Origin of the sequence: Blastococcus sp. Marseille-P5729 (assembly GCF_900292035.1) — a bacterium.
Taxonomy (GTDB): Bacteria; Actinomycetota; Actinomycetes; order Mycobacteriales; family Antricoccaceae; genus Cumulibacter.
Genome location: NZ_OMPO01000002.1, coordinates 518,299 through 540,639 on the forward strand (window position 1 = coordinate 518,299; position 22,341 = coordinate 540,639).

21 protein-coding genes and 1 tRNA gene are annotated in these 22,341 nt (G+C 69.5%); 8 read left to right on the plus strand and 14 right to left on the minus strand.

Going from position 1 to position 22,341, the window contains the following annotated elements:
• Positions 1-55: 55 nt before the first annotated feature.
• On the minus strand, positions 56-1,111 hold the full coding sequence (locus DAA40_RS11020; protein ID WP_106849765.1) for a serine/threonine-protein kinase: 1,056 nt from the start codon (positions 1,109-1,111) through the stop codon (positions 56-58).
• Positions 1,112-1,255: 144 nt separating this feature from the next.
• The gene (locus tag DAA40_RS11025; RefSeq protein WP_106849766.1) at positions 1,256-2,032 is read right to left on the minus strand and encodes a 3-hydroxybutyrate dehydrogenase; all 777 of its coding nucleotides are present in this window, start codon (positions 2,030-2,032) and stop codon (positions 1,256-1,258) included.
• A 118-nt stretch (positions 2,033-2,150) separates the two neighbouring features.
• Between DAA40_RS11025 and DAA40_RS11030 the strand changes: the two genes are divergently transcribed.
• Positions 2,151-3,143 carry an NAD(P)/FAD-dependent oxidoreductase gene (locus DAA40_RS11030; RefSeq protein ID WP_106849767.1) on the plus strand — a complete coding sequence of 331 codons (993 nt, stop codon included), beginning with the start codon at positions 2,151-2,153 and terminating at the stop codon, positions 3,141-3,143.
• 9 nt (positions 3,144-3,152) lie between these two features.
• Here the strand turns inward: DAA40_RS11030 and DAA40_RS11035 are convergent, their stop codons facing one another.
• Together DAA40_RS11035 and mca are read right to left on the minus strand one after the other, a co-directional pair.
• On the minus strand, positions 3,153-3,542 hold the full coding sequence (locus DAA40_RS11035) for a hypothetical protein (protein WP_106849768.1): 390 nt from the start codon (positions 3,540-3,542) through the stop codon (positions 3,153-3,155).
• A complete protein-coding gene (mca, locus tag DAA40_RS11040; RefSeq protein WP_106849769.1) occupies positions 3,539-4,438 on the minus strand; it encodes a mycothiol conjugate amidase Mca in 900 nt (299 codons plus the stop codon). The genes DAA40_RS11035 and mca overlap by 4 nt, the downstream gene beginning before the upstream one ends.
• A 130-nt stretch (positions 4,439-4,568) precedes the next feature.
• Here mca and greA point away from each other — a divergent pair, with 130 nt between their 5' ends.
• The 4 genes from greA (at position 4,569) to DAA40_RS11060 (ending at position 8,405) form a co-directional block, all read left to right on the plus strand.
• Entirely contained in the window at positions 4,569-5,057 is a 489-nt protein-coding gene (gene greA / locus DAA40_RS11045; RefSeq protein WP_106849770.1) for a transcription elongation factor GreA, read from the plus strand.
• Between the two features lie 113 nt (positions 5,058-5,170).
• Complete coding sequence (locus tag DAA40_RS11050) at positions 5,171-6,262, plus strand: SGNH/GDSL hydrolase family protein (protein ID WP_199849707.1); 1,092 nt, start codon at positions 5,171-5,173, stop codon at positions 6,260-6,262.
• The gene (locus DAA40_RS11055) at positions 6,259-7,056 is read left to right on the plus strand and encodes a GDSL-type esterase/lipase family protein (RefSeq protein WP_106849771.1); all 798 of its coding nucleotides are present in this window, start codon (positions 6,259-6,261) and stop codon (positions 7,054-7,056) included. Before DAA40_RS11050 ends, DAA40_RS11055 begins: the two co-directional genes overlap by 4 nt.
• A 128-nt stretch (positions 7,057-7,184) precedes the next feature.
• The gene (locus DAA40_RS11060) at positions 7,185-8,405 is read left to right on the plus strand and encodes an acetyl-CoA C-acetyltransferase (RefSeq protein WP_106850132.1); all 1,221 of its coding nucleotides are present in this window, start codon (positions 7,185-7,187) and stop codon (positions 8,403-8,405) included.
• A 63-nt stretch (positions 8,406-8,468) separates the two neighbouring features.
• Here DAA40_RS11060 and DAA40_RS11065 read toward each other — a convergent pair whose 3' ends face one another.
• On the minus strand, positions 8,469-9,350 hold the full coding sequence (locus tag DAA40_RS11065; RefSeq protein WP_199849708.1) for a Bax inhibitor-1/YccA family protein: 882 nt from the start codon (positions 9,348-9,350) through the stop codon (positions 8,469-8,471).
• Positions 9,351-9,516: 166 nt separating this feature from the next.
• Positions 9,517-9,590 (minus strand) — tRNA-Leu (locus DAA40_RS11070).
• 108 nt (positions 9,591-9,698) lie between these two features.
• Here DAA40_RS11070 and DAA40_RS11075 point away from each other — a divergent pair.
• A complete protein-coding gene (locus tag DAA40_RS11075) occupies positions 9,699-10,088 on the plus strand; it encodes a hypothetical protein (RefSeq protein ID WP_106849773.1) in 390 nt (129 codons plus the stop codon).
• A gap of 1 nt (position 10,089) precedes the next feature.
• Here DAA40_RS11075 and DAA40_RS11080 read toward each other — a convergent pair whose 3' ends face one another.
• From DAA40_RS11080 to DAA40_RS11110, 7 genes are all read right to left on the minus strand, one after another.
• Entirely contained in the window at positions 10,090-11,865 is a 1,776-nt protein-coding gene (locus DAA40_RS11080; protein WP_106849774.1) for an alpha/beta hydrolase, read from the minus strand.
• 109 nt (positions 11,866-11,974) lie between these two features.
• Positions 11,975-12,910, minus strand: coding sequence for an exopolyphosphatase (locus tag DAA40_RS11085; RefSeq protein WP_106849775.1), 936 nt, complete (start codon positions 12,908-12,910; stop codon positions 11,975-11,977).
• On the minus strand, positions 12,911-13,441 hold the full coding sequence (locus tag DAA40_RS11090; RefSeq protein WP_106849776.1) for a DUF501 domain-containing protein: 531 nt from the start codon (positions 13,439-13,441) through the stop codon (positions 12,911-12,913).
• On the minus strand, positions 13,438-13,863 hold the full coding sequence (locus DAA40_RS11095; RefSeq protein WP_158716386.1) for a septum formation initiator family protein: 426 nt from the start codon (positions 13,861-13,863) through the stop codon (positions 13,438-13,440). Before DAA40_RS11095 ends, DAA40_RS11090 begins: the two co-directional genes overlap by 4 nt.
• Positions 13,864-14,076: 213 nt before the next feature.
• A complete protein-coding gene (gene eno / locus DAA40_RS11100) occupies positions 14,077-15,363 on the minus strand; it encodes a phosphopyruvate hydratase (protein ID WP_106849778.1) in 1,287 nt (428 codons plus the stop codon).
• A gap of 145 nt (positions 15,364-15,508) precedes the next feature.
• Positions 15,509-16,123 (minus strand): MazG family protein, encoded by a 615-nt coding sequence (locus DAA40_RS11105; protein WP_199849709.1) that lies wholly within the window; start codon positions 16,121-16,123, stop codon positions 15,509-15,511.
• Positions 16,120-17,193 carry a hypothetical protein gene (locus tag DAA40_RS11110; protein WP_106849779.1) on the minus strand — a complete coding sequence of 358 codons (1,074 nt, stop codon included), beginning with the start codon at positions 17,191-17,193 and terminating at the stop codon, positions 16,120-16,122. The genes DAA40_RS11105 and DAA40_RS11110 overlap by 4 nt, the downstream gene beginning before the upstream one ends.
• Before the next feature lie 181 nt (positions 17,194-17,374).
• Here DAA40_RS11110 and DAA40_RS11115 point away from each other — a divergent pair, with 181 nt between their 5' ends.
• Together DAA40_RS11115 and DAA40_RS11120 are read left to right on the plus strand one after the other, a co-directional pair.
• Complete coding sequence (locus DAA40_RS11115; protein WP_106849780.1) at positions 17,375-18,133, plus strand: VIT family protein; 759 nt, start codon at positions 17,375-17,377, stop codon at positions 18,131-18,133.
• Positions 18,134-18,248: 115 nt separating this feature from the next.
• Complete coding sequence (locus DAA40_RS11120) at positions 18,249-18,764, plus strand: DUF2231 domain-containing protein (RefSeq protein ID WP_106849781.1); 516 nt, start codon at positions 18,249-18,251, stop codon at positions 18,762-18,764.
• Positions 18,765-18,782: 18 nt separating this feature from the next.
• On the opposite strand, the gene mfd is transcribed toward DAA40_RS11120, so the two are convergent.
• Positions 18,783-22,337 (minus strand): transcription-repair coupling factor, encoded by a 3,555-nt coding sequence (mfd, locus tag DAA40_RS11125; RefSeq protein ID WP_106849782.1) that lies wholly within the window; start codon positions 22,335-22,337, stop codon positions 18,783-18,785.
• Between the last annotated feature and the right edge of the window lie 4 nt (positions 22,338-22,341).

The window sequence follows — 22,341 nt, forward strand, 5'->3', positions numbered from 1 at the left end:
CCCGCCGCTGCGGCGCTGGAGTTCCCGGCCGCCGCGGCGCTGGCGCGGCGAGCGCTCAACCCTGCAGCATCCACCAGGCGAGAAAGGCGATCAGCACGATCACCGCGATCGACAGGCCGACCACCAACGCCTTTCCCTGCGGCTGGCCTGCCGCGGCGTGCCGCGGGCCGTCGGCGGCCTGAGCTCGCCGCGCGACCATCGTTCGAATCCGGTCGGTCCGCAACGACTGGACGGCGTCTGCCGCCATCTGCTGGGCGTGATCCGAGTGGCCGTCGTCATTGGCGGTGGCGATGCTCGAGGTTTCGTGGATCACGTCGAACTGGCGCAGCGCCTCCGCGGCCTCCTGGCTGGACCATCGCTGGCCCGGATCGCGCTCCATCATGGCGCGGATGGGACCTTCCAGGGGCCCAGCGGCCTCGGGCTCGCGCGGCTCCTGCTCGATCACCCGGTGCAGCATCGCGACCGGCGTGCCGGCATCGTCGAAGGGCGCCTTGCCCTCGACCGCCGCGAACAGCGTGGCGCCCAGCGCCCACACGTCCGAGGGAAAGTCGGGCTCACCGGTGCGGGCCAGCTCCGGGGAGAAGTAGACCGGCGTCCCACTCATGACGCCGTCGAGGGTGATGTGCTCCTCGTTGTTCCGGCGGGCGATCCCGAAGTCGACCAGCTTCGCATCGCCCTCGGGCGTGATCAGGATGTTGGCTGGCTTGACGTCACGGTGCACCACGCCCTGCGCATGGGCCGCAGCCAGCCCGTCGGCCAGCTGGGCGCCGATATGCAGGACCTGCTGCGGCGACATCGGGCCGTGCTCACTGATGACCTTCTGCAGGTTCTCCGACTCGACGTACTCCATCACCAACCACAGCTGGCCGTGGTCCTCCACGATGTCGTGGATCTTGACCACGTGCGGGCTGGTGATGGAGGCGACGGTGCGGGCCTCGCGGCGGGCTCGCTCGATGGACTTCCCGTCGATGCCCGCACCGGCCGCGATCTGCTTGACAGCGACCTCGCGCTCCAGGACCGAGTCCTCACACAGCCAGACGGTACCCATGCCGCCGCGGCCGAGAGCGCGGACGACGCGATAACGACCAGCGATCGTCTCGGGTTGCTCCATGGGTGTGCTGCGGCCTCTCTCGGCGTGACGAGCTAAGGGGTGCGCGGGTGGCAACACGCATGCTCGCTCCCATGATGCCCATTTTCACGCGCGTGACGAAGCCGTAAAGAACACGATTTGGTCTCGACGGGGTGGTCTGGCCCACTAGTTCGACACCCAGCCGCCATCGAGCCGGTAGGAGGAGCCGGTGATGCAGTCGGCGACCGGCGAGCAGAGGTAGATGGCCAGCTCGGCCACCTCGGCCGGCTCGAGCAGCCGCTTGATCGCCGGCCGCTGCAGCATGATCTTCTCGATCACCTCGTCCTCGCCGATGCCGTGCGTCGTGGCCTGGTCGGCGATCTGCTTCTCCACCAGCGGCGTACGGACATAGCCAGGGTTGATGCAGTTGGAGGTCACGCCATGTGCGGCACCCTCCATCGCGACCACCTTGCTGAACCCTTCGAGTCCGTGCTTGGCAGTCACGTAGGCCACCTTGTACGGCGAGGCGATCAACCCGTGGGCCGAGCTGATGTTGATGACCCGGCCCCAGCCCTTCTCGTACATCCGGGGCAGAGCGGCGCGCACCAAGCGGAAGGGCGCCTCGACCATCACCTTCTGGATCGCGACGAAGACCTCCGGCGGGAAGTCCTCGATCGGCGCGACCCGCTGGAACCCGGCGTTGTTGACGATGATGTCGGCAGCATAGGTCTCGGCGTCGATCGCATCGAGCACCGCCGGATCGGTGAGGTCGGCGCCGATGCCGCGGCCCCCGAGCGGCTCGGCGACTTCCCTGGCGGCATTCTCGTCGAGGTCCACCACCACGAGCTCGGCACCGGCCTGCGCGAGGCGCTGCGCGCAGGCCAGCCCGATACCGGAGACCCCGCCGGTGACCAGCGCGCTCCTGCCGGACAGATCGAGGTTGATGAGCGGCTGATCGGACATGGGTCTCCTCCGTCGTGGGCGAGGTGATCCCCAAGGTAGCCGACCGCGGCGGTGGCATCGAGCCCGACCGGTACGCGGAACAGTCGACGCGCCAGCCGCCATTACCTAGGCTGTCGTCATGGAGCCCACCGTCGCGTGCGACCTGCTGATCATCGGTGCCGGTCCGGCGGGCTTGTTCGCCGCGTACTACGCCGGCTTTCGCGACCTCAGCACGGTGGTGGTCGACTCGCTTCCCGAGCCCGGAGGCCAGGTCAGCGCGCTGTACCCGGAGAAGCTCATCTACGACGTCGCAGGATTTCCCGCGGTCAAGGGCCAGGAGCTGGTCGATCGCCTGGTCGAGCAGGCGGCGCAGTACTCCCCTACGTACCTGCTCGGGCATCGTGCCGAGCACCTGCAGCCCTACGACGAGTACGTCGAGGTGATCACCAGCAAGGACACCACCATCCACGCCAAGGCCGTCATCATCACCGGTGGGATCGGCACGTTCACGCCCCGGCCGCTGCCGGACGCCGAGGACTACGAAGGCCGCGGGCTGCGTTACTTCGTCCCGCGGCTGGAGGATCTGCGCGACCAGGACGTGCTCATCGTCGGCGGCGGCGACTCCGCCTTCGACTGGGCCGACAGTCTTGACGGGATCGCGCGCTCACGAGCGCTGATCCACCGGCGGGAGCAGTTCCGAGCCCATGAGGGCAGTGTCAGCAAGGTGCTGGCCGGCGACATCACGGTCCTCACGCCGTACGAGGTCGCGAAGATCCATGGCGAGCCGGAGATCACCTCAGTCGACGTCTTCCACAGCAAGACCGGTGAGCGACGCACCCTGCAGGTGCAGGCGGTCGTCGCGGCGCTCGGGTTTACCGCGGACATGGGGGTGTTCGCGTCGTGGGGACTCCAGCAGCGCAAGCGGCACCTGGTGGTGGACGCCGCGATGCGCACCAACCTGCCGCGGGTGCTCGCCGCCGGCGACATCGTCGACTACGAGAGCGACGCCGAGGCGAAGGTGCGCCTGATCGCGGTCGGGTTCGGTGAGGCCGCAACGGCGGTGAACAACGCGGTGCCGATCATCCGCCCGGGCGCGAAGGTCTTCCCGGGTCATTCGTCCGACCCGAGCTGAGGCCCGGGTCTACTGCTTGCGGCGGGCCGCTCGCGTGGCCTTGGCCCTGGCGATCTGCTCCTTGCGCGTACCGCCGGCGCTGGGCACCATCTCGTCGGGCCGACCCAACCGCGGCGCGGTCTGCGCGGTGGTGTCGATGCTCTCGATCACCGGCACCCGGGAGACCTGCTCGCCCAGATGCGGTTCGGCGGACGACGGCCGCCCGTCGAAGTCCGTGTCGACCTTCTTGATGTGCCGGTTCATCGACCGGAACAGGAAGTAGGCCACTACGAAGAAGGCCAGCAGCACGAACAGCCCGGTCGGCGCGGCCTTGCCCCACTCGGGGTTGCCCGGGGGTGAGTTGTCCGGGCCCGCCTCGGCGAGTACCACGCCCAGCCCGGCGCTCAGCTGCCCGATCATGAGCTCTCCTTCGTTAGGTGCTCGCGGACGCCGGCGAACAGATCGTCCTCCGGTATCACCGACTCTACGTGGGACACGGCCAGCTCGTAGTCCTCCGTGGGCCAGGCGCTGAGCTGGGATTCCATCGACGCAGCGAACCAGCGGCCGGCGGGGTCGACCTGCGTGGCGTGCGCGCGCAGGGCATCGTCGCGCACATGGAAGTAGTCGCCGCACGGCACCCGGGTGGTCACTCGGTGGAAGGCGTCCGGCCGGTCGCCCCACGACTCGAGCCATTCCCGATACACCGCGACGCCACCGTGCTCCTCGATGTAGGCGTCGATCGCCTCCATCCGGGCCCGGGAGAAGTTCATGTGATAGTAGACCTTCAGCACCTGCCAGGGCGCGCCGAGCTCGGGATGGTAGCCCGGATCGGCCGCCGCCTCCACGGCGGCCATCGAGACCGTGTGGGTCATGATGTGGTCGGGGTGCGGATAGCCGCCGTTCTCGTCGTAGGTGAGCATGACGTGCGGGCGGTCTCGACGGATCATCTCCACCAACGGCGGGACGGTCTCCTCGAGCGGCGCCAGCGCGAAGCAGCCCTCGGGCAGCGGCGGCAGCGGATCACCCTCGGGCAGGCCGGAGTCGACGAACCCCAGCCACCACTGCTTCACACCCAGGATCTCGCGGGCGCGATCCATTTCCGCGCGGCGGATCTCGGTGATCCGCTCCCGGGTCTCCGGGGTGTCCAACGACGGGTTCAGCACGCTGCCGCGCTCACCGCCGGTGCAGGTGACGACGACGACGTCGACCCCCTCGGCTACATAGCGGGCCATGGTCGCCGCTCCCTTGCTCGACTCGTCGTCAGGGTGGGCGTGCACCGCCATCAGGCGCAGCTGCTCGGTGTCGTTCGTGGGCATCCCATCATTTTGACCGATCGCCGGCCCCGTACGCCGTCCCGCCGAGTGTGAGGTCGGCGACCGCGACGGGCCGGGGCCCTTGACAGGGCCGGTACTGTTGACGATTCACTGCCACTTTTCGAGGAGCATCATGTCTGACACCGGCAAGACCTGGCTGACCCAGGCTGCGTACGACAAGCTGCAGGCTGAGCTCGACGAGCTGATCGCCAACCGTCCGGCGGTCGCCGCCGAGATCAACGAGCGGCGCGAGGAGGGCGACCTCAAGGAGAACGGCGGATATCACGCCGCGCGCGAGGAGCAGGGACGCCAGGAGGGGCGCATCCGCCAGCTCGAGGAGCTGCTGCGCAACGCCGAGATCGGCGAGGCCCCCGACGCCGACGCCGGGATCGGCATCGGCAGCGTCGTTCGTGTGCAGTACGTCGGCGACGACGACGAGGAGAAGTTCCTGATCGGCTCCCGCGAGATCGCGGCCACCACCGACCTACAGGTCTACTCCCCCGAGTCCGCGATCGGCGAGGCACTCATGGGTCACAAGACCGGCGACGAGGTCACCTACGACACGCCGACCGGCGCCAAGATCACCGTGAAGGTCGTCGACGTGGAGGCGTTCAGCGCTTAGCCAGATCTGCTCGCAGTGCGGGAAGTCACGGCGCGACCAGGCTCGAGAGCGGAACCGCAGGCTCGTCGCGGAGCCCTCATTCCGTGGGGTAGCACGAGTACGCTGGGAGCATCATGGGGCTGAGCGCAAAGCAGATCGCGAGCGCCGCCGGTGCCATCGGGGCATCGGCGGCCGGTGTTGGCGCCGCGACCGGGGCGCTGCTGATGATGGAAGCCCGCACCGCGCGCCGTCGCGTCGAGCAGCACACCCCAGTGGACGATCCGCCCACCGGCAACGGAGTGTGGGGCGAGGGAACCGGCGAGCCGATCGTGCTGGCCATCATGGGCGACTCGTCCGCGGTAGGACTGGGCGTCGACGACCTCACCGAGACCCCCGGCGTGCTCATCGCGGCCGGACTCTCCCGCCTGTCCGGGCGCCCGGTGCGGCTGACGCGCGTGGCGATCAGCGGGGCGGAGTCCCGGCACCTGGACCAGCAGGCCAGCGACGTCCTCCCGGAGCAGCCCGACGTCGCCGTGATCATGATCGGCGCGAACGATGTCACCGCCCGCACCAGCCCCGAGGTCGCCACCGCGCACCTCAGCAAGGTCGTGCGTCGGCTGCGGCACGCCGGCGTCCAGGTGGTCGTCGCCACCTGCCCGGACCTCGGCACCGTCCGCCCCATCCCCCAGCCGCTGCGCACCATCGCCCGCAAGTGGAGCCGGGACATGGCCGCCGCGCAGATCGTGGCGGTCATCAAGGCCGGCGGCCGCACCGTCGCCCTGGGCTCCTCGCTGGGCCCGACCTTCGCGCGCTATCACGAGCTGTGGAGCGACGACGGGTTCCACCCGTCTGCCGCGGGCTACGCGGCGGCCGCGTCCGTGGTGCTCCCATCCGTCGCCGACGCCCTCGGGTACTGGCCGATCTCGCGCACCGACATCCGAGACAGCGCGCTGCGTCGGCGCAACCGCAGCATCTCGCAGGCCGCGTTGCGCTCCTCGCAGGAGACCGGTTCCCAGGTCACGGGCGCCCAGGAGACCACGCTCGACGGGCGGCGTCGCGACCGCGCCCGGCTGCGTCGGCTGTTGCCGGTGCCTCTGCCGATCCCGCGCCGGGGACCTGATCGCGCCGCGGCGCCCGACCTGGTCGCGGACCTGTCCCTTGACGAGGCCCTCGACCTCATCGAGCACCCGTCAACCACCCATCCTTCCGAGGGAGACGTGTCATGACCCCGCACCAGCTCGCCCGGTATACCGCCCTCGGCGCCGCGGCCGGACTCGCCACCACGATCACCGCCGTCGGCGGGCTGCTGGCCGCCCAGCTCATCGGCGCGCGCAACCGGCCGTCGCTGGATCCCCGTTCCGCCCCGGACCTACCGGCCGAGCAGGGGCCGACGAGCGGGCCGTTGCTGCGCATGGTGGTGCTCGGCGACAGCATCGCCGCGGGGATCGGGGCGGACGACGCGGGTCGCTCGCTGGCGGGCCGGCTGGTGCACACTCTCGCCGACGACGGCTTTCGGGTCCAGGCCCGGAGCGTGGCCGTCCCCAACTCGCGCACCGTCGACACGAAGATCCAGGCATCTCGCGCACTGATCACCTCCGAGACCGATCCGTACGACCTCGCGGTGGTCGCGGTCGGCGCGATGGACGTGTGCGCCTGGAGCAGCGCGGACGAGATCGAGCGGGCCACCTTCCGGGCGGTGGGGGCACTGGTCAATCGCGGGGTTCGCGTCGTTCTCGCCACGACCCCGGACCTCGGCTCGGTCCCCTGCGTCGGTCAGCCACTCCGCTCGCTGTGGAGGCTGCGCTCTCGCAAGGTCGCCGCGGCACAGACGGCCGGGGCGCAGCAGGGTGGCGCCGAGGTAGTCGACCTGGTCGCCGCCACCGGCACGTCGTTCGCTACCGATCGCGGGCTGTACTCGGCGGACGGCTTCCACCCGTCGGCGGACGGCTACCGGATCCTCGCCGACGCGGTGACGCCGGCGGTCCGGGCGGCCGTTCGCGAACGTCGTACGGCACCCTGAGCGGCGCGCGGTACCGAATCTGGTTCGGTCCCGCTGTCGAGTTGCGCCGGTGGCGCGCCTAGGATGGATGGACACCCGGCGTGAGTCACGCACGGCCCTCGCCGGAACTGCCAACCGAGGAGTCGAAGTTGCCTGAAGCAGTCATCGTTGCTACCGCTCGCACGCCGATCGGGCGTGCTGTCAAGGGCTCGCTCGCGAGCTTCCGCCCCGACGATCTGACCGCGCTGGCCGTCCAGGCCGCGATGGACAAGGTCCCCGCGCTCAAGCCGGAGATGGTCGATGATCTGCTCCTGGGCTGTGGTCTGCCCGGTGGCCAGCAGGGCTTCAACATGGCCCGCGTCGTCTCGGTGCTGCTGGGCTGGGACACCGTCCCCGGCGCGACCGTCACCCGCTACTGCTCGTCGTCGCTGCAGACCACCCGCATGGCGATGCACGCGATCCGCGCGGGCGAGGGCGACGTGTTCGTCTCGGCCGGTGTCGAGATGGTGTCGTCGTACCAGTACGGCAACTCCGATGCCATCCCGAACACCCAGAACCCGAAGTTCGAGGAGGCCGGGGCCCGTACGGCGAAGGTCGCCGAGGAGGGCTCGGATACCTGGACCGACCCGCGCGAGCAGGGCAACCTGCCCGACGTCTACATCGCGATGGGCCAGACCGCCGAGAACCTGGCGCGGCTTAAGAACGTTACCCGCGAAGACATGGATGCCTTCGGCGTCCGCTCGCAGAACCTGGCCGAGAAGGCGATCCAGGACGGCTTCTGGGACCGCGAGATCACCCCGGTGACCACGCCGGACGGCGTCGAGGTCAGCAAGGACGACGGCCCGCGCGCCGGCGTCACGCTGGAGGCGGTCTCGCAGCTCAAGCCGGTGTTCCGGCCCGGCGGCCGAGTGACCGCGGGCAACTGTTGCCCGCTGAACGACGGCGCGGCCGCGGTGGTGATCATGAGCGACACCAAGGCCAAGGAGCTGGGCCTGACCCCGCTGGCGCGGATCGTCTCGACCGGCGTCTCGGGCCTGTCGCCGGAGATCATGGGCCTCGGGCCCGTGCAGGCGACCCAGAACGCACTGCGCTACGCCGGCATGAGCATCGACGACATCGACCTCGCTGAGATCAACGAGGCCTTCGCCGCTCAGGTGATCCCGTCCTTCCGTGACCTGAACCTTCCCGAGGAGAAGGTCAACGTCAACGGTGGAGCGATCGCGGTCGGTCACCCGTTCGGCATGACCGGCGCCCGCATCACCACCACGCTGCTGAACTCGCTGGACTGGCACGACAAGTCCGTGGGCCTGGAGACCATGTGCGTCGGCGGCGGCCAGGGCATGGCGATGATCGTGGAGCGCATGTCCTAACGACTCATCCGCGTAACGCGAAGGGGCTCGGCCAGCCGGCCGAGCCCCCTCGTCATACGTCAGCTACGACTCGCGGAAGTAGGACAGCAGGCGCAGGATCTCGATGTACAGCCACACCAGCGACACGACCAGGCCGAAGGCGATGCCCCAGGCGAACACCTTGGGTGCGCCGCGGCGGATCGCCTGCTCGGCGAGGTCGAAGTCCGACAGCAGCGTGAAGGCCGCGATGCCGATCATCAGGAGGCTGAAGCCGATGGCGACCGGGCCCCCATCGCGCAGGATGGTGACGTTGCCGGTGATCGCCCAGTAGACGAGGTTGAACAGCATCAGCACGACCGCGCCCATGACGGCAGCGGCCAGCCAGCGCTGGAACTTCGGGGTGACCCGGATGGCGCCGGTGCGGTAGACGATCAGCATGCCGATGAACACGCCGATGGTGCCCATCACCGCCTGGACCGCGATACCCGGGTAGAACTGCTCGAACATGCCGGTAATGCCGCCGAGGAAGACGCCCTCGGCGATGCAGTACGCGAGGACCAGCGGGGCGCTCGGGGTGCGCTTGAAGCTGTTGACCAGGCCCAGGACGAATCCGACGAGCGCCGCGATGACCGCGACGGTCATCAACCCGGAGTACGCTGCGCCGCCCTCGTTGTAGACCTCGGCCTCGGACGGGCCGAGGAGCAGCCAGGTCGCGATTCCCGCGACGATGACGGTCACGATCGAGATCGCCGTCTTGGTGACGATGTCGTTCATGTCCAGGTAGCTCGACGCGCTGCGCACCGGCGGCTGGCCGGGGAACCCGGGCTGCGGGTATCCGGGCTGCGGGTAGCCCGGCATGCCCTGGCCGTACGCCGGAGCCTGGCCCGGGGTCGACCACGTCTGGTAGCCCTGCTGCGGGGCGGTGCCCGCTCCGCTGACTACCCGCTTGAGTGAAGGGTTGCTCACTTCTTCTCCTCGGAAGTCGTCGTGGGCCGCAGCCCGCTCTGACAGTGAATGCGAGATTTCGGATCTGGGTTTTGTCGTTTGGGACAGTCGTTCTGCAGGTTCAACGGCCATCCGCCGAGTCTTGTTCCGAGCACGCGCGGTCGAGACATTCCTGTGATCAGGTGGGTGCCCCCGGTGGGATTCGAACCCACACTTCGGCGATTTTAAGTCGCCTGCCTCTGCCGATTGGGCTACGGGGGCGAGGCTCGTGCAGAGCACAGGGTACCCGGGCGGCGCCGCTGGCCCTGGCGACCTCGCCGCCAGCCGAACCCAGCCCCACGGCCCGCCGGACTCGGCTAGGTTGGTGACATGGCTGGCATCGGCGTAAAGATCCTCGCGGGCGTGATGGCGATCCCGCTGCAGAAGTTCGTGACCTCGAAGCTCGAGTCGTCGTGGCGCAGCGCCACCGGCACCGAGCCTCCGTCGAAGGAAAGGCGCAAGGAGCAGGAGAAGGCCAATAAGGAGGCCGAGAAGCTCGGCCTGCTGCCTCGGCCGATCGACGAGCCCAAGCTGGCCGACGCGCTGATGTGGTCGGCACTGACGGCGATGAGCATCATCGCCGTCAAGTACGCCACCGAGCGCGGCGCGCAGGAGATGCATCGGATCTTCGTCGGGACGAACCCGCCGCCTGGCACGGTGCTGAGCCGCTCGACGGAGGTCGTCGAGCGCAACACCCGCAAGACCAAGCGGGCCGTCTGAGCTACTTTTTGACCTTGTCGTACTCCCCCGCGGAGATCGCCCCCGCGTTGTAGAGGGCGTCATTCGGCACACCGTCGTCGTACTCGAAGTAGTCGCCGTGCCCGTCCACGCCCTCGCTGCTGACGACCGTCGAGCCGAAACCGGGGCCCGCTGGGTCCATGCCGAGCACGCTGAGCCCGAAGGTGTGCATCTGCAGCTGGTCCTCCAACTCGTCGAGGAGCCCGTCCAGGACGTCCGAGGAGTTGATCGCGGCGTACACCTGTCCGGCTGGGAGCCCCAGCTCGCTCGCGTGCTCGACGTCCAGCCCGGGTGAGCCGTAGACGACCAGCGCATCGACGTGCTCGTTGGCCCCGGCCTGCAGCGCGTACGCCGAGGTCGTGGTGCCGTAAGAGTGCCCGATCAAGGTGAGGTTGGGGTCGGCTCCGGCCCCGAATTCCTGCTCGTAGGTCGCGATGTAGCCGTCGATATCGTCGGCCAGCGCGCTCCCACCGGCCTGGGCGTTCGCCGAGAACGCGGCCTGGGCGATATCCGGGTTGTCATAGCCGGCATACACGATCACCGCGTTCGAGTCGCCGTGCTCGTTCATCTGGTCCAGTACCGCCTGTGCGTCGGCCGTCTGGGAGTCGATCGTTGTCAGGTCGTGGGTGGCGCCCTGGACGACGAGCGCGATGTTCTCGGCGCTGTCGGTCTCTCCGATCGCGATCACGGCCGAGCCGTCGCCACCGTAAGCATCGATCTCGTACTCAAGCAGGTAGTGCTCGACGTCCGTGTCGGCGACCGAGGCCTGGGTGTGGGTCACCTTCTGCCAGGCAGGGAAGAGATCCTTCAGGGTGTTGAGCGCATTGTTCGAGGCAATGCTGAACAGCCCGATCTTGGTCAGCTCGGAGTGGTGCAGCGCCATCACGTCCTCAATCGTCGTGCCCTGCTCGACGAGTCCCTCGTCGTACAGCGTCTGCAGCGCCTCCTCGACCTTCGGCAGCAGCGGGATGTGGGCGTCGGACAGCCCGCGTCGGTTCACCAGGTCGTACACGTCAGGCGGCAGGCCGGGCAGCTGCGCGATCAGCTCAGGGTGTTGCTGGATCAGCTGCGCCTGCTCCGCCGGGGTACGGGAGGCCCACCAGGCAGCGATCTGCGACGGGTCGCCGTCCGGTAGCACTGGGCACTGCGGCGTTCCGGTCGCACCCAGGATGTCGACGACCGCCGCGTCGACATCGGGCGGGATCAGGTAGCCGGCATCCTGCAGCGAGACGAGGATCGAGTCCGCGAAGGCGTCGTGAGCGTCAACCACGCTGGTGATCTGCTGGTGCGCGGCCTGGACGACGGCAGCGCCCTGGCTGGTGAACTGCGGCGCGAGGTCGAGGGGCGCGGCCAGCGGGACCGCCTGGGCGGCTTGGTAGGACAGCGCCACGGCGACGCACTCCTCCTCCATCGCCATCAGCACCGCCGAGACCTCGAGCTGCACCTGCCACAGCGCGTCGGCGAGCTGGCACAACGGTCCTCCGATCGCGGCAAGCTGCTCGGGCCCGGCACTCAACGACGCCTGTACCGCCTGGACCTCGTAGATGAGCTCGGTCGGCGGCGAGCCATCGAACACGGTGCTGGCGTCCGCGAGCGAGCCCGCTATGCCGGCGAGGCTGCCGGACTCGCTGAGCGCGGCGGCGGCCTGTTCAAAGGCCTCTCCGAGTGCCTGCACCTCTCCGGGACGGGCGCTGACGACCTCCTCTGCCTTGACGTAGGGATCGACGCCGGCGGCGGCGATGAAGGTGGCGGTGTTCACGAATCTTCACCCCTGGGCTCGGTTGGCTGGTACCGAGAACCTAGGGGCGACGCGGCCGACGGATCGAGGCTGCCGGCCCAGCCTGTGGGCCGGCGGCCGCAGCTGTGGACTACTCGCCGGGTCGAGTTGACAAGGCGATGCCGTCGAGGATGTCGCTCTCGCTGACGGTCATCTCGCTCATCTGCAGCATGCTCATGACGCAGTCGAGGATGACCATGCCCGCGGGGAACACCGGCGCCCGGCCGGGGTGCATCGCGGGGTGGGCGGCTCGACCCGCGGTGTCACGGGCGGTCGACCAGTGGAGCACCCGGCGGACGTCGGCGTAGGAGATGGTGGCTCCGTGGATCAGCCGCGGGTCGTACGACGAAAGGTCACGGGCCAGGGCGGCCGCGGTCGTGGCGGTTCCCGCCACCCCGATCATCCGGTGGCCGCCGACCTCGCCGATCACGTCTGCGGCGGTGCGCAGCGCCGCCTCGGCGTCCGCGGCCACCCGCGCCAGCTCGTCGGCGCGCGGCGGGTCGTGTCGCACGTGGCGCTCGGTCAGCCGCACCACCCCGATGTCCGTCGAGACGTTGGCGCGCACGCCGGACTCGGAGCCCGCGACCAGCTCGGTCGATCCGCCGCCGATATCGACCACGATCGATGGCCCCGGCACGCGCAGTCCGCTCAGCACACCAGTGAAGCTCAACCGGCCTTCCTCGTCGCCGGTGATCACCTCCGGTACGACCTCGACCGTGGATCGAGCAATCTCGATGAGCTGGCCGCGGGTGCGGACGTCGCGGCTGGCGCTGGTGGCCACCATCCGCACCTGCTGGGCGGCATGCTGCTGGATGAGCGCGGCGTACTCGTCCAACGCGACGCGCGTACGCTCGAGCGCTGCCGCCGCGAACTCGCCGGTGCGCTCGATGCCCTCTCCGAGCCGCACGGTGCGCATCTGCCGGACCACCTCGCGCACGGGCCGTGCCGTCTCGGGCGCGATATCGGCGATGAGCAGCCGGATGGTGTTGGTGCCGCAGTCGATGGCCGCGACGCGGCGCGCGGTCACCTAGCGCCGGCCCTTGCGCGGCGGCGGCAGCGGCGCCTCCACGTCGACGCACGGGCCCTTCGCCCACCACTCCGGAAGCATCTCCAGAGCCTCGTCGCCGAGCGGGTTGATACCGGGGCCGGCGGCGAGTGAGTGGGCGACGAGGACGTGCAGGCACTTGACCCGGGTGGGCATCCCGCCTGCGGTGATCTCGTGGCCGAGCGGCTCGATGGCGTCCCGGGTGGCGAGATACTGCTCGTGCGCGGCGCGGTAACGCTCGGCGAGATCGTCGTCCTCCTGGAGCCGCTGCGTCATCTGCCGCATCACGCCGTCGGCCTCAAGGGTGCCGATCGCGGACGCCGCCCGGGGGCACGTGAGGTAGTACATGGTCGGGAACGGCGTGCCGTCCTCCATCCGGGGGTTGGTCTGGACGACGTCCGGCAGCCCGCACGGGCAGCGGTGCGCCACGGCGCGGGTGGCCCTGGGCGCACGGCCGAGCTGATGATGGACGGCACTGCGGTCCTTGTCGGTGAACGGCTCGTGCTCGCTCACTCGTCTCCCCCGTCGACCTCCGCGATCGAGTCGGCGAGATCCTGCCCTGCCGAGGTGCTCTGCTTCTTGGCGGCCTTCTCCTCCTCGGTGCGCTGGGCGGCGGCGTCCGAGGCGGGATCGTTGTTGGCCACGACGTACAGCTTCTCGCCGGGCTCGATGTAGTTCAGGCGGTCGCGGGCCTGCGCCTTGATGTAGGCGGGGTCATCCAGCAGAGCATTGTGGTCCTCGAGCTGCGAGATCGAGGCCTTCTTCTGCGCGATCTGCTCCTGCAGCTGCTCGATGTGGCCACGCTGACGCAGGTAGTTGGACGTCGGGATGATCAGCAGCAGCACGCAGGCGATCACGAGGACGCCGAGGCTGATCGCCCGCGAGTTCAGCCCTCCCCGCGCGCGGGCCCGAGATGCAGAACTGGTCGCGCGCACGGGCTGCGCCGAGGAGCGTCGTACCTGGGTGGGACGCTCGGGCGCCCCCCGGGCCGGTTTCGACCCTGGGCGGGCGGTGCTGCGCGCTCCGGCGGACCGGCCCGACGTGGCGGCGGGTCCGCGGCCGCCCCCGCCCTTCGCACGGGAACGCGAACGGGCGCCGCGTCCCGCTTGAGGACGCGGCGTCTTGCCATCACGCGCAGCAGCCACCGGCTACTTCTTCTTCGCGTCGAGCCGCGGGAAGGCACCACGACCGGCGTAGACCGCCGCATCGTCGAGCTCCTCCTCGATCCGCAGCAGCTGGTTGTACTTCGCGACCCGCTCCGAACGGGCCGGCGCACCGGTCTTGATCTGGCCGCAGTCGGTCGCCACGGCGAGGTCGGCGATCGTGACGTCCTCGGTCTCGCCGGAGCGGTGCGACATCATGCAGCGGAACCCGCTGCGGTGCGCGAGCTGCACGGCGTCGAGCGTCTCGGTGAGGGTGCCGATCTGGTTGACCTTCACCAGCAACGCGTTGCCGGCGCCGTCCTTGATGCCGCGGGCCAGCCGCTCGGGGTTGGTGACGAACAGGTCATCGCCGACCAGCTGGACCTGCTCACCGAGCTGGGCGGTGATGTCCGACCAGCCGGCCCAGTCCTCCTCGTTGAGCGGGTCCTCGATCGACACGACCGGGAAGTCCTTCACCAGTCCCTCGTAGTAGGCGATCATGTCGTCGCTGGACTTCTTGCCGCCCTCGAAGTCGTACTTCCTGGACTTGTAGAACTCGCTAGCGGCGACATCGAGCGCGAAGACGATGTCCTTGCCGGTCTTCAGGCCGGCGGAGCTGACGGCCTTGTCGATGAGCTCGAGCGCGGCGCGGTTGCTGGGCAGGTTGGGCGCGAAGCCGCCCTCGTCGCCGAGGCCGGTGCCCAGGCCTTCCTTCTTCAGGACCGCCTTCAGTGCGTGGTAGACCTCGGCGCCCTCGCGCAGGGCGTCCGCGAAGGTGGCGGCGCCGACCGGCGCGATCATGAACTCCTGGATGTCGACATTGCTGTCGGCGTGCGCGCCGCCGTTGAGGATGTTCATCATCGGCACGGGCAGCACGTGCGCGTTGGGACCGCCGACGTAGCGGAACAGCGGCAGATCGGCTGACTTGGCGGCAGCCTGGGCGACGGCGAGAGACACGCCGAGCATCGCGTTGGCGCCGAGCTTCGACTTGTCCTTGGTCGCGTCGAGCTCCATCATGCGCTGGTCGATCAGGCGCTGCTCCTCGGCGTCGTAGCCGATCAGCTCGGGAGCGATCTTCTCGATGACCGCGGCGACCGCCTTCTGGACGCCCTTGCCGAGGTAGCGCTTGCCGCCGTCCCGCAGCTCGACCGCCTCGAACTGGCCGGTGGATGCGCCGCTCGGAACAGCCGCGCGGGCGAACGTGTCGTCGTCGAGCAGTACCTCGACCTCGACCGTGGGGTTCCCACGGGAATCCAGGATCTCGCGGGCGCCGATTGCTTCGATGCTGGCCACTGATGACTCCTTAAGGGTCGCTGCCTGGGGGCGCGGAGATCTGAGGCGCGCATCGTCGCGCGCCGCGCCGCTTTCCACCTTAGCCGCGGGCATCTGGTTCACCGGGGACCGGATGTGTACGTGCCGTGTGGGGTTGCTCGCCCGCTCAGGCCTCGCCGGCAGCGGACCGCAGCGCCGCCCTGAGGGAGGTCTCGGGATCCACCCCCAGGTCGGCCGCCCGCCGGACCACCGCCAGCAGATCGGCGGCGATCCGCCGCGCGTCGTCGGAGGTCTCGACATCGAGGGGCTCGGCGGCGCGGCGCTCGCGCCGCACGACCGCGGAGGCCACCGAGAGGGCCGGGGCGGACCACACGATCCCGTCGTACGGGCCGCTGCGCTGCCTCTCGGCGGCCTTGATCTGCTCCCAGTTGGCGTTCACCTCATCGGCCCCACTGACGCGGACGTCGGCGAAGACGTGCGGGTGGCGGCGCTCGAGCTTGTCGCACAGCGCGTCGGCGATGTCGTCGATGTCGAAGCCGTCGGCTCGCTCGGTCGCGATCCGGGCGTGAAAGAGCACCTGGAGCAGGACGTCGCCGAGCTCCTCCTTCAGCTCGTCGCTGCTACCGGACTCGATCGCATCGACGGCCTCGTAGGCCTCCTCGATGAGGTATTTCGCCAGTGACGAGTGGGTCTGCTCGGCGTCCCAGGGGCAACCGCCCGGCGAGCGCAGCCGGTCCATCACGCGGACTGCGCGGGCCAGGCCTCGGTCGGGTGCGGTCACAGGCCGGCCGGCAGCCCCGGCACGGTCGGGGTCTCCGGAGCCGGCTCGGTGAAGTTGTCCGAGCTCGGGACGGTGACGCTGGGCAGCCCCTGCTCCGGGTACTCGATCGTGCCGTACCGCGGGTTGACCTCGACGTCGACCTCTTCGGCCTGCTTAGCCAGCTCGATCAGGCCGGCCTCCATGAACTGCTGATCGGCCGCCTGCTCGGCCTGCGTCTGCAGCTGCTCGTCGGTCGCCGCGGTGGCGCTCTTCACGGTCACCACGAAGTAGGTGAAGATGCCGGTCTGGTCGGGGCCGGAGACGATGGTGCCGGTCGTACCGGCCGGGATCTGCTGCAGCTGGTTGAGGATGTCCGGCTGCTGTGCCAGGTCCGCGCCGGTCAGCGACTCCTCCACGACGGCCTCGGCGCTGCCGGTGGGCATGTTGGGGTCTGGGTTCCCCGCGACGGCGTCCTTCAGGGGCGTGCCTGCCTTGGCCTTCTGCTCCCAGTCGGCTGCCAGCATCTGATCCTGGGTGGCGGTGATCGCCAGGTCGTAGGTCGTGAACTGGCCGGGGTTGGCATCGCGCTGCGCCTTGATCTGGGCCAGCTGCTGTTCGGTCATCTCGTCCTTGGACACCCCGAGCGCCTTCTCGGCGGCCATGTCCGTGACCAGCCCGCGCGCCACCCGCATCCGCAGCTGCTTCTCCGTCACCGGGTCACCACTCATCGCGCTCTGCGCCAGCGCGTCCTCGATGCTCTGGCCCTGGATGAGCTCCTCGAGCTTGGCGTCGACATCGGCGTCCGTGATCGGCTCGCCCTCGTTCTCGGCGATGGCCTTGGCGATCTCCGCGGTCACCACGTCGTTGAGATAGCTGGCGCGGTAGGCGCTGCCCAGCTCCTCGACCTGCTCTCCGGTCACCGGGTCGGCGAGCGCTGCGTCGATGTCGGCCTCGAACTGCTTCTGGCTGATGGTGACGTCGTCGATTGTCGCGACGGTCCCCGCGTCGGTGCCGCAGGCGGTGAGTCCGGCTGCGCTGACGGCGGCACCGAGCAGCAGCCCGGTAGTTCGGCGACGAAGGTTCAGAGCCACGACGAAGGAGACCTTTCACGACGGGTTTGTCAGCACTCCACTTTCTCACACTCCCAGTAGGTGACGGCTCACGCACCGCGGCTCGTGGAGATAAGGTTCGGCTGTCCTGCGTGATACACCGATCGCGACTCGTCGCCCGGAGGTCTCCCGCGGGGGCGTCCTCCCGTGCTTGATTGAACTCATGAGCACTCCTGGACCCGGCGGTCCCTCGGCCTCCGACCCGGCGGACCCCCGGCTCACGCACCCCGGCGAGAGACACGACGCCGGTCACGCCGGCAAGCTGAACTGGCTGCGCGCCGGCGTCCTCGGCGCCAACGACGGCATCCTGTCGCAGGCAGGTCTGCTCGTCGGTGTCGCGAGCGCCACGGCGAACACGTCGGCGATTCTCACTGCGGCCGTTGCCGGCCTGACGGCGGGCGCGGCGTCGATGGCCGCCGGAGAGTATGTCTCGGTCTCGTCGCAGCGGGACGCCGAACGCGAGCTGATCGCCAAGGAGGCGCGCGAGCTCGCCGAGGATCCAGACATCGAGCTCGCCGAGCTGACTGCGATCTATCGGCGCAAGGGCCTGTCCGAGCAGACCGCAGCCCAGGTCGCGGTCGAGCTCACCGAGAACGACGCGCTCAGCGCGCACCTGGACGCCGAGCTGCACATCGATCCCGACGAGCTCACGAGCCCGGTCGCAGCCGCGGTCGCCTCTGCGATCTCGTTCGTGGTCGGTAGCGCCATCCCGACGCTCGCGATCATCCTGTCCAGCACCTCGTGGCACATCGCTGCGGTGGTCATCGCAGTGCTCGTCGCGCTGGTGACGACCGGCTACCTCAGTGCCCGGCTCACCGATGCACCGCGCGGCCGTGCGATCGCCCGGCTCGTCCTCTTCGGCATCGTGACGATGGGCATCACCTATCTCATCGGGCGGGTCTTCGACACCACGGTCGGTTGAGGGCTCTGAGCGACGCCTGAGGACTTCGAGCGGAATCCATGTCCCGCCGCGTTTCATCACCTGGCCATCACACGCGTTGCCATATACATCCCTAGCGCATAGTCAAGGAGTCTCGATGGACACGCTCTTCGGTCTGCCCTCCCACGTGCTGATCGTCCACGCCGTCGTCGTGCTGGGTCCGCTCGCGGCGCTGCTAGGCCTGGGCATCGCGATCCGGCCGGGCTGGGCGTTCTATCTGCGCTGGCCGGTACTCGTGCTCAGCCTGATCTCGGCCGGCGCGGCGATCCTTGCCGCGAGCGCGGGCGAGGCCCTCGAAGAGCGCCTGGGCGGGAACGCGCTCATCGAGCAGCACGCCGAGGACGGCGAGATGCTGCGGCTGGTCACGATCATCTACCTGTCCGTGGCGGTGCTGGCGTTCCTGTCGATCACGGTGCGCAGCCCACTACAGTCGCGCCGTGGTGACTTCACCAGCCGCCTCCCCGCAGTGCTCGGCCCGGTGAGCAGAGGGCTGCTCGCCGCCGCGGCCATCTGGCTGATCGTGCAGACCACCATCACCGGGCACTCGGGGGCGACGGCCGTGTGGCGGGACGTCGTGCAGTACACGAGCACGCCGCGCGGAGAGGCACAGTGAGGACGGGGCCGGCGCCGCTCAGGCGCTGCCGGCCGGGGCGGGCACCGGCGCGAGGTCGTCGAGCACCTGCCGCGCCCAGGCGATGACCGCCATCCCCTTCAACGGCGGGGCGGCGACGCCCGCGCCGTCGGTGGGGCGAGGGATGCTGACCAGCTTCAGGTTGGCCTTGTAGTTCGCGCCCTTGTAGATGCGGGCCAGCTTCATCTGCGCTGCATCACCGAGCCGCATCGGCTGGAAGCGCACCATCTTTCCCTGTGCGGCGATCTCGTGGACGCCGAGATCCTTGGCGCGCTGGCGAAGCAGCGCGATCGCGATGAGTGCCTCCACTTCGGCAGGCACCGGTCCGTAGCGGTCGGTGAGCTCGTCGCGAACCTGCTGCGCAAGCTGGGTGTCGCTGATCGCGGCGATCTTGCGGTAGATCTCCAGGCGTAGTCGCTCGCCGTCGATGTAGTCGTGCGGCACGAACGCGCTGACCGGCAGGTCGATCCGGATCTCGGCGACGTCCTGCGTCTGCTTGTCCCCGCGGTACTCGGCCACCGCCTCGCCCACCAGTCGCACGTAGAGGTCGAAGCCGACACCGGCGATGTGGCCGGACTGCTCGCCGCCGAGCAGGTTGCCGGCGCCGCGGATCTCCAGATCCTTCATCGCCACCGCCATTCCGGCGCCGAGCTCGGAGTTCTGCGCGATGGTCGCGAGCCGGTCGTAGGCGACGTCCCCGAGGGGCTTGTCCGGCGGATAGAGAAAGTAGGCATAGGCGCGTTCGCGGGACCGGCCCACCCGGCCACGGATCTGGTGCAGCTGGCTCAGGCCGAGGATGTCCGCGCGCTCGACGATCAGGGTGTTCGCGTTGGGGACATCAAGGCCGGCCTCGATGATCGTGGTCGCGACGAGGACGTCGTACTCGCGCTCCCAGAAGCCCATCATGATCCGCTCGAGCTGCTCCTCGCTCATCTGGCCGTGCGCGACGGCGACCCGCGCCTCGGGCACCAGCGAGCGGATCCGCGCGGCCGCCTTGTCGATCGAGCTGACCCGGTTGTGCAGATAGAAGACCTGCCCGTCGCGCATGAGCTCGCGCCGGATCGCTGCCACGACCTGCTTCTCCGAGTAGGCGCCGACGAAGGTGAGGATCGGGTGGCGCTCCTCCGGCGGGGTAAGCATCGTCGTCATCTCGCGGATGCCGGTGAGACTCATCTCCAGGGTCCGCGGGATCGGCGTCGCGGACATCGTGAGCATGTCGACGGCGGTGCGCAGCTGCTTGAGGTACTCCTTGTGCTCGACTCCGAATCGCTGCTCCTCGTCGACGATCACCAGGCCGAGGTCCTTGAAGCGAGTGGAGGGCTGCAGCAGGCGGTGGGTGCCGACCGCGATGTCGATGCTGCCGTCGGCGATGCCCTCGAGGAGCTTGTCGGCGTCCCCCTTCGGGGTGAAACGGGACAGCTGGGCGACCTTCACCGGGAACTGGTTGAAGCGCTCGACGAAGGTCTGGTAATGCTGCTGTGCAAGCAAAGTAGTGGGCACGAGTACGGCGACCTGCTTGCCGTCCTGAACCGCCTTGAACGCGGCACGGACGGCGACCTCCGTCTTGCCGTAGCCCACGTCGCCGCAGATCACCCGGTCCATGGGGATCGACTTCTGCATGTCAGCCTTGACCTCGTCGATCGCGGCCAGCTGGTCGGGTGTCTCGGTGTACGGGAAGGCGTCCTCCAGCTCGCGCTGCCAGGGGGTGTCGGGACCGAAGGCGTAGCCAGCCGCGGAGGTGCGGGCGGCGTACAGTCGCACCAGCTCGCCGGCGATCTCCTTGACCGCCTTGCGGGCGCGACCCTTGGTCTTCTGCCAGTCCGCACCGCCGAGCTTGTTCAGCGTCGGCATCTCGCCGCCGGCGTACTTGGTGATCTGGTCGAGCTGATCGGTCGGCACGAACAGCCGGTCGCCCGGCTGGCCGCGCTTGGAGGCGGCGTACTCGATGATCAGGTACTCGCGGTCGGCGCCGCCGACCTGACGCTTCACCATCTCGACGTACTTGCCGACGCCGTGCTGCTCGTGGACGACGAAGTCACCCGGTTGCAGCGCGAGCGGATCGATGGCGTTGCGGCGGCGGGCGGGCATCTTGCCCATCTGCCGGGTGGCCTGGCCGCGGGAGGAGGTGATGTCGGCCTCGGTGATCAGCGCGAGTCGAGCGGACGGCGCGATGAAGCCGGCATCGAGGTCGGCGGTGGTCACCGTGACGATGCCGGCACGCGGCGCGGTGGCGATCTCCTCGGTGAGCTGACCGGCGATGTTGGCATCGGCCAGCCGTTCGATGGAGCGCTTGGCTGGTCCGTGTCCGGCGAAGGTGATGACGACCGACCAGCCGTTGCCGGTGTGCTCGCGGAGGTCGCGCATCAGCCGGTCTGGGTCGCCGACGTACTGCTCGACGGCGTGTGCGTCGATGGCGCTGTCCTCGGTCGCGCCCCCGAGCGGGTCGAGGTCCCACCACGTCAGGCCGGACGCCGACGCGGTGTCGCGCACCTCGTCGATGGTGCGGTACGCGGACGCGCCGAGGTCGATCGGCGACTGACCCCCTCCGGCGGCCACTGCCCAGGATGCGTCGAGGAACTCCTCGCTCGACTGCACCATCTCGACCGCGCGGGCCGCGACCCGCTGCGGATCGCACACCATCACCACCGACTGCGGCGGGACCTGCTCTACCAGCAGCTCGAGCCCGCCGTCCGGGTCGGTGAGCACGGGGATGAGTGACTCCATGCCCTCGACGTGACTGCCCTGGCTGATCGGCTCGAGCATCTCGCCGAGCTCGGGGTGCTCGTTCGGCAGGTCGCGTGCCCGAGCGCGGACCGCGTCCGTCAGCAGCAGCTCACGGCAGGGCGGCGCCCAGAGCGTCTCGGGCCCGGTGCCCAAGGAGCGCTGGTCGGCGACGGAGAAGTAGCGCAGCTCGTCGACCTCGTCGCCCCACAGCTCGACGCGGACGGGGTGCTCCTCCGTCGGCGGGAAGATGTCGATGATGCCGCCGCGGACCGCCAGCTCGCCGCGCTTCTCGACGATGTCCACGCGGCTGTACCCGATCGCGACCAGGTCGGTCAGGATCTGCTCCAGCGGCTGCTCGTCGCCCTTGGTGAGGTGGACCGGCTCGAGGTCGCCGAGCCCCGCGACCATCGGCTGCAGCATGCTGCGGATCGGCGTGACGACTACCTTCAGTGGTCCCTGCTCACCCGGATGGCGAAGCCGTCGCAGGACGGACAGCCGGGCACCGACGGTGTCCGGCCTTGGGGAGAGCCGCTCGTGCGGCAGAGGCTCCCACGACGGGAAATGCCCGATCTGCTCGGACGGCAGCAGCGCGCAGAGCGCGGCGGCCAGCCGTTCGGGGTCGGTGTTGGTCGCGGTGACCGCGACGACCGGCCGTTGACCCGCCCGGCGCGCGGCGGCCGCGACGACGAACGGCTGGACCGGTTGCAGGCAGCGCACCACCTGATCAACGCCGTCGTCAAGGGTCTCGAGGGCGGCGGCCAGCGCCGGGTCGGCAGCCAGCGGCTCTAGCAGGCCGCGAAGTCGTGCCGTTGCCTCGGTCTGGTCCTGCATCTGC

Coding starts and splice junctions, on each gene's coding strand:
- DAA40_RS11020 (WP_106849765.1), bottom strand. CDS start 1,111: ATGGAGCAACCCGAGACGATCGCTGGTCGTTATCGCGTCGTCCGCGCT.
- DAA40_RS11025 (WP_106849766.1), bottom strand. CDS start 2,032: ATGTCCGATCAGCCGCTCATCAACCTCGATCTGTCCGGCAGGAGCGCG.
- DAA40_RS11030 (WP_106849767.1), top strand. CDS start 2,151: ATGGAGCCCACCGTCGCGTGCGACCTGCTGATCATCGGTGCCGGTCCG.
- DAA40_RS11035 (WP_106849768.1), bottom strand. CDS start 3,542: ATGATCGGGCAGCTGAGCGCCGGGCTGGGCGTGGTACTCGCCGAGGCG.
- mca (WP_106849769.1), bottom strand. CDS start 4,438: ATGCCCACGAACGACACCGAGCAGCTGCGCCTGATGGCGGTGCACGCC.
- greA (WP_106849770.1), top strand. CDS start 4,569: ATGTCTGACACCGGCAAGACCTGGCTGACCCAGGCTGCGTACGACAAG.
- DAA40_RS11050 (WP_199849707.1), top strand. CDS start 5,171: ATGGGGCTGAGCGCAAAGCAGATCGCGAGCGCCGCCGGTGCCATCGGG.
- DAA40_RS11055 (WP_106849771.1), top strand. CDS start 6,259: ATGACCCCGCACCAGCTCGCCCGGTATACCGCCCTCGGCGCCGCGGCC.
- DAA40_RS11075 (WP_106849773.1), top strand. CDS start 9,699: ATGGCTGGCATCGGCGTAAAGATCCTCGCGGGCGTGATGGCGATCCCG.
- DAA40_RS11115 (WP_106849780.1), top strand. CDS start 17,375: ATGAGCACTCCTGGACCCGGCGGTCCCTCGGCCTCCGACCCGGCGGAC.
- DAA40_RS11120 (WP_106849781.1), top strand. CDS start 18,249: ATGGACACGCTCTTCGGTCTGCCCTCCCACGTGCTGATCGTCCACGCC.
- mfd (WP_106849782.1), bottom strand. CDS start 22,337: ATGCAGGACCAGACCGAGGCAACGGCACGACTTCGCGGCCTGCTAGAG.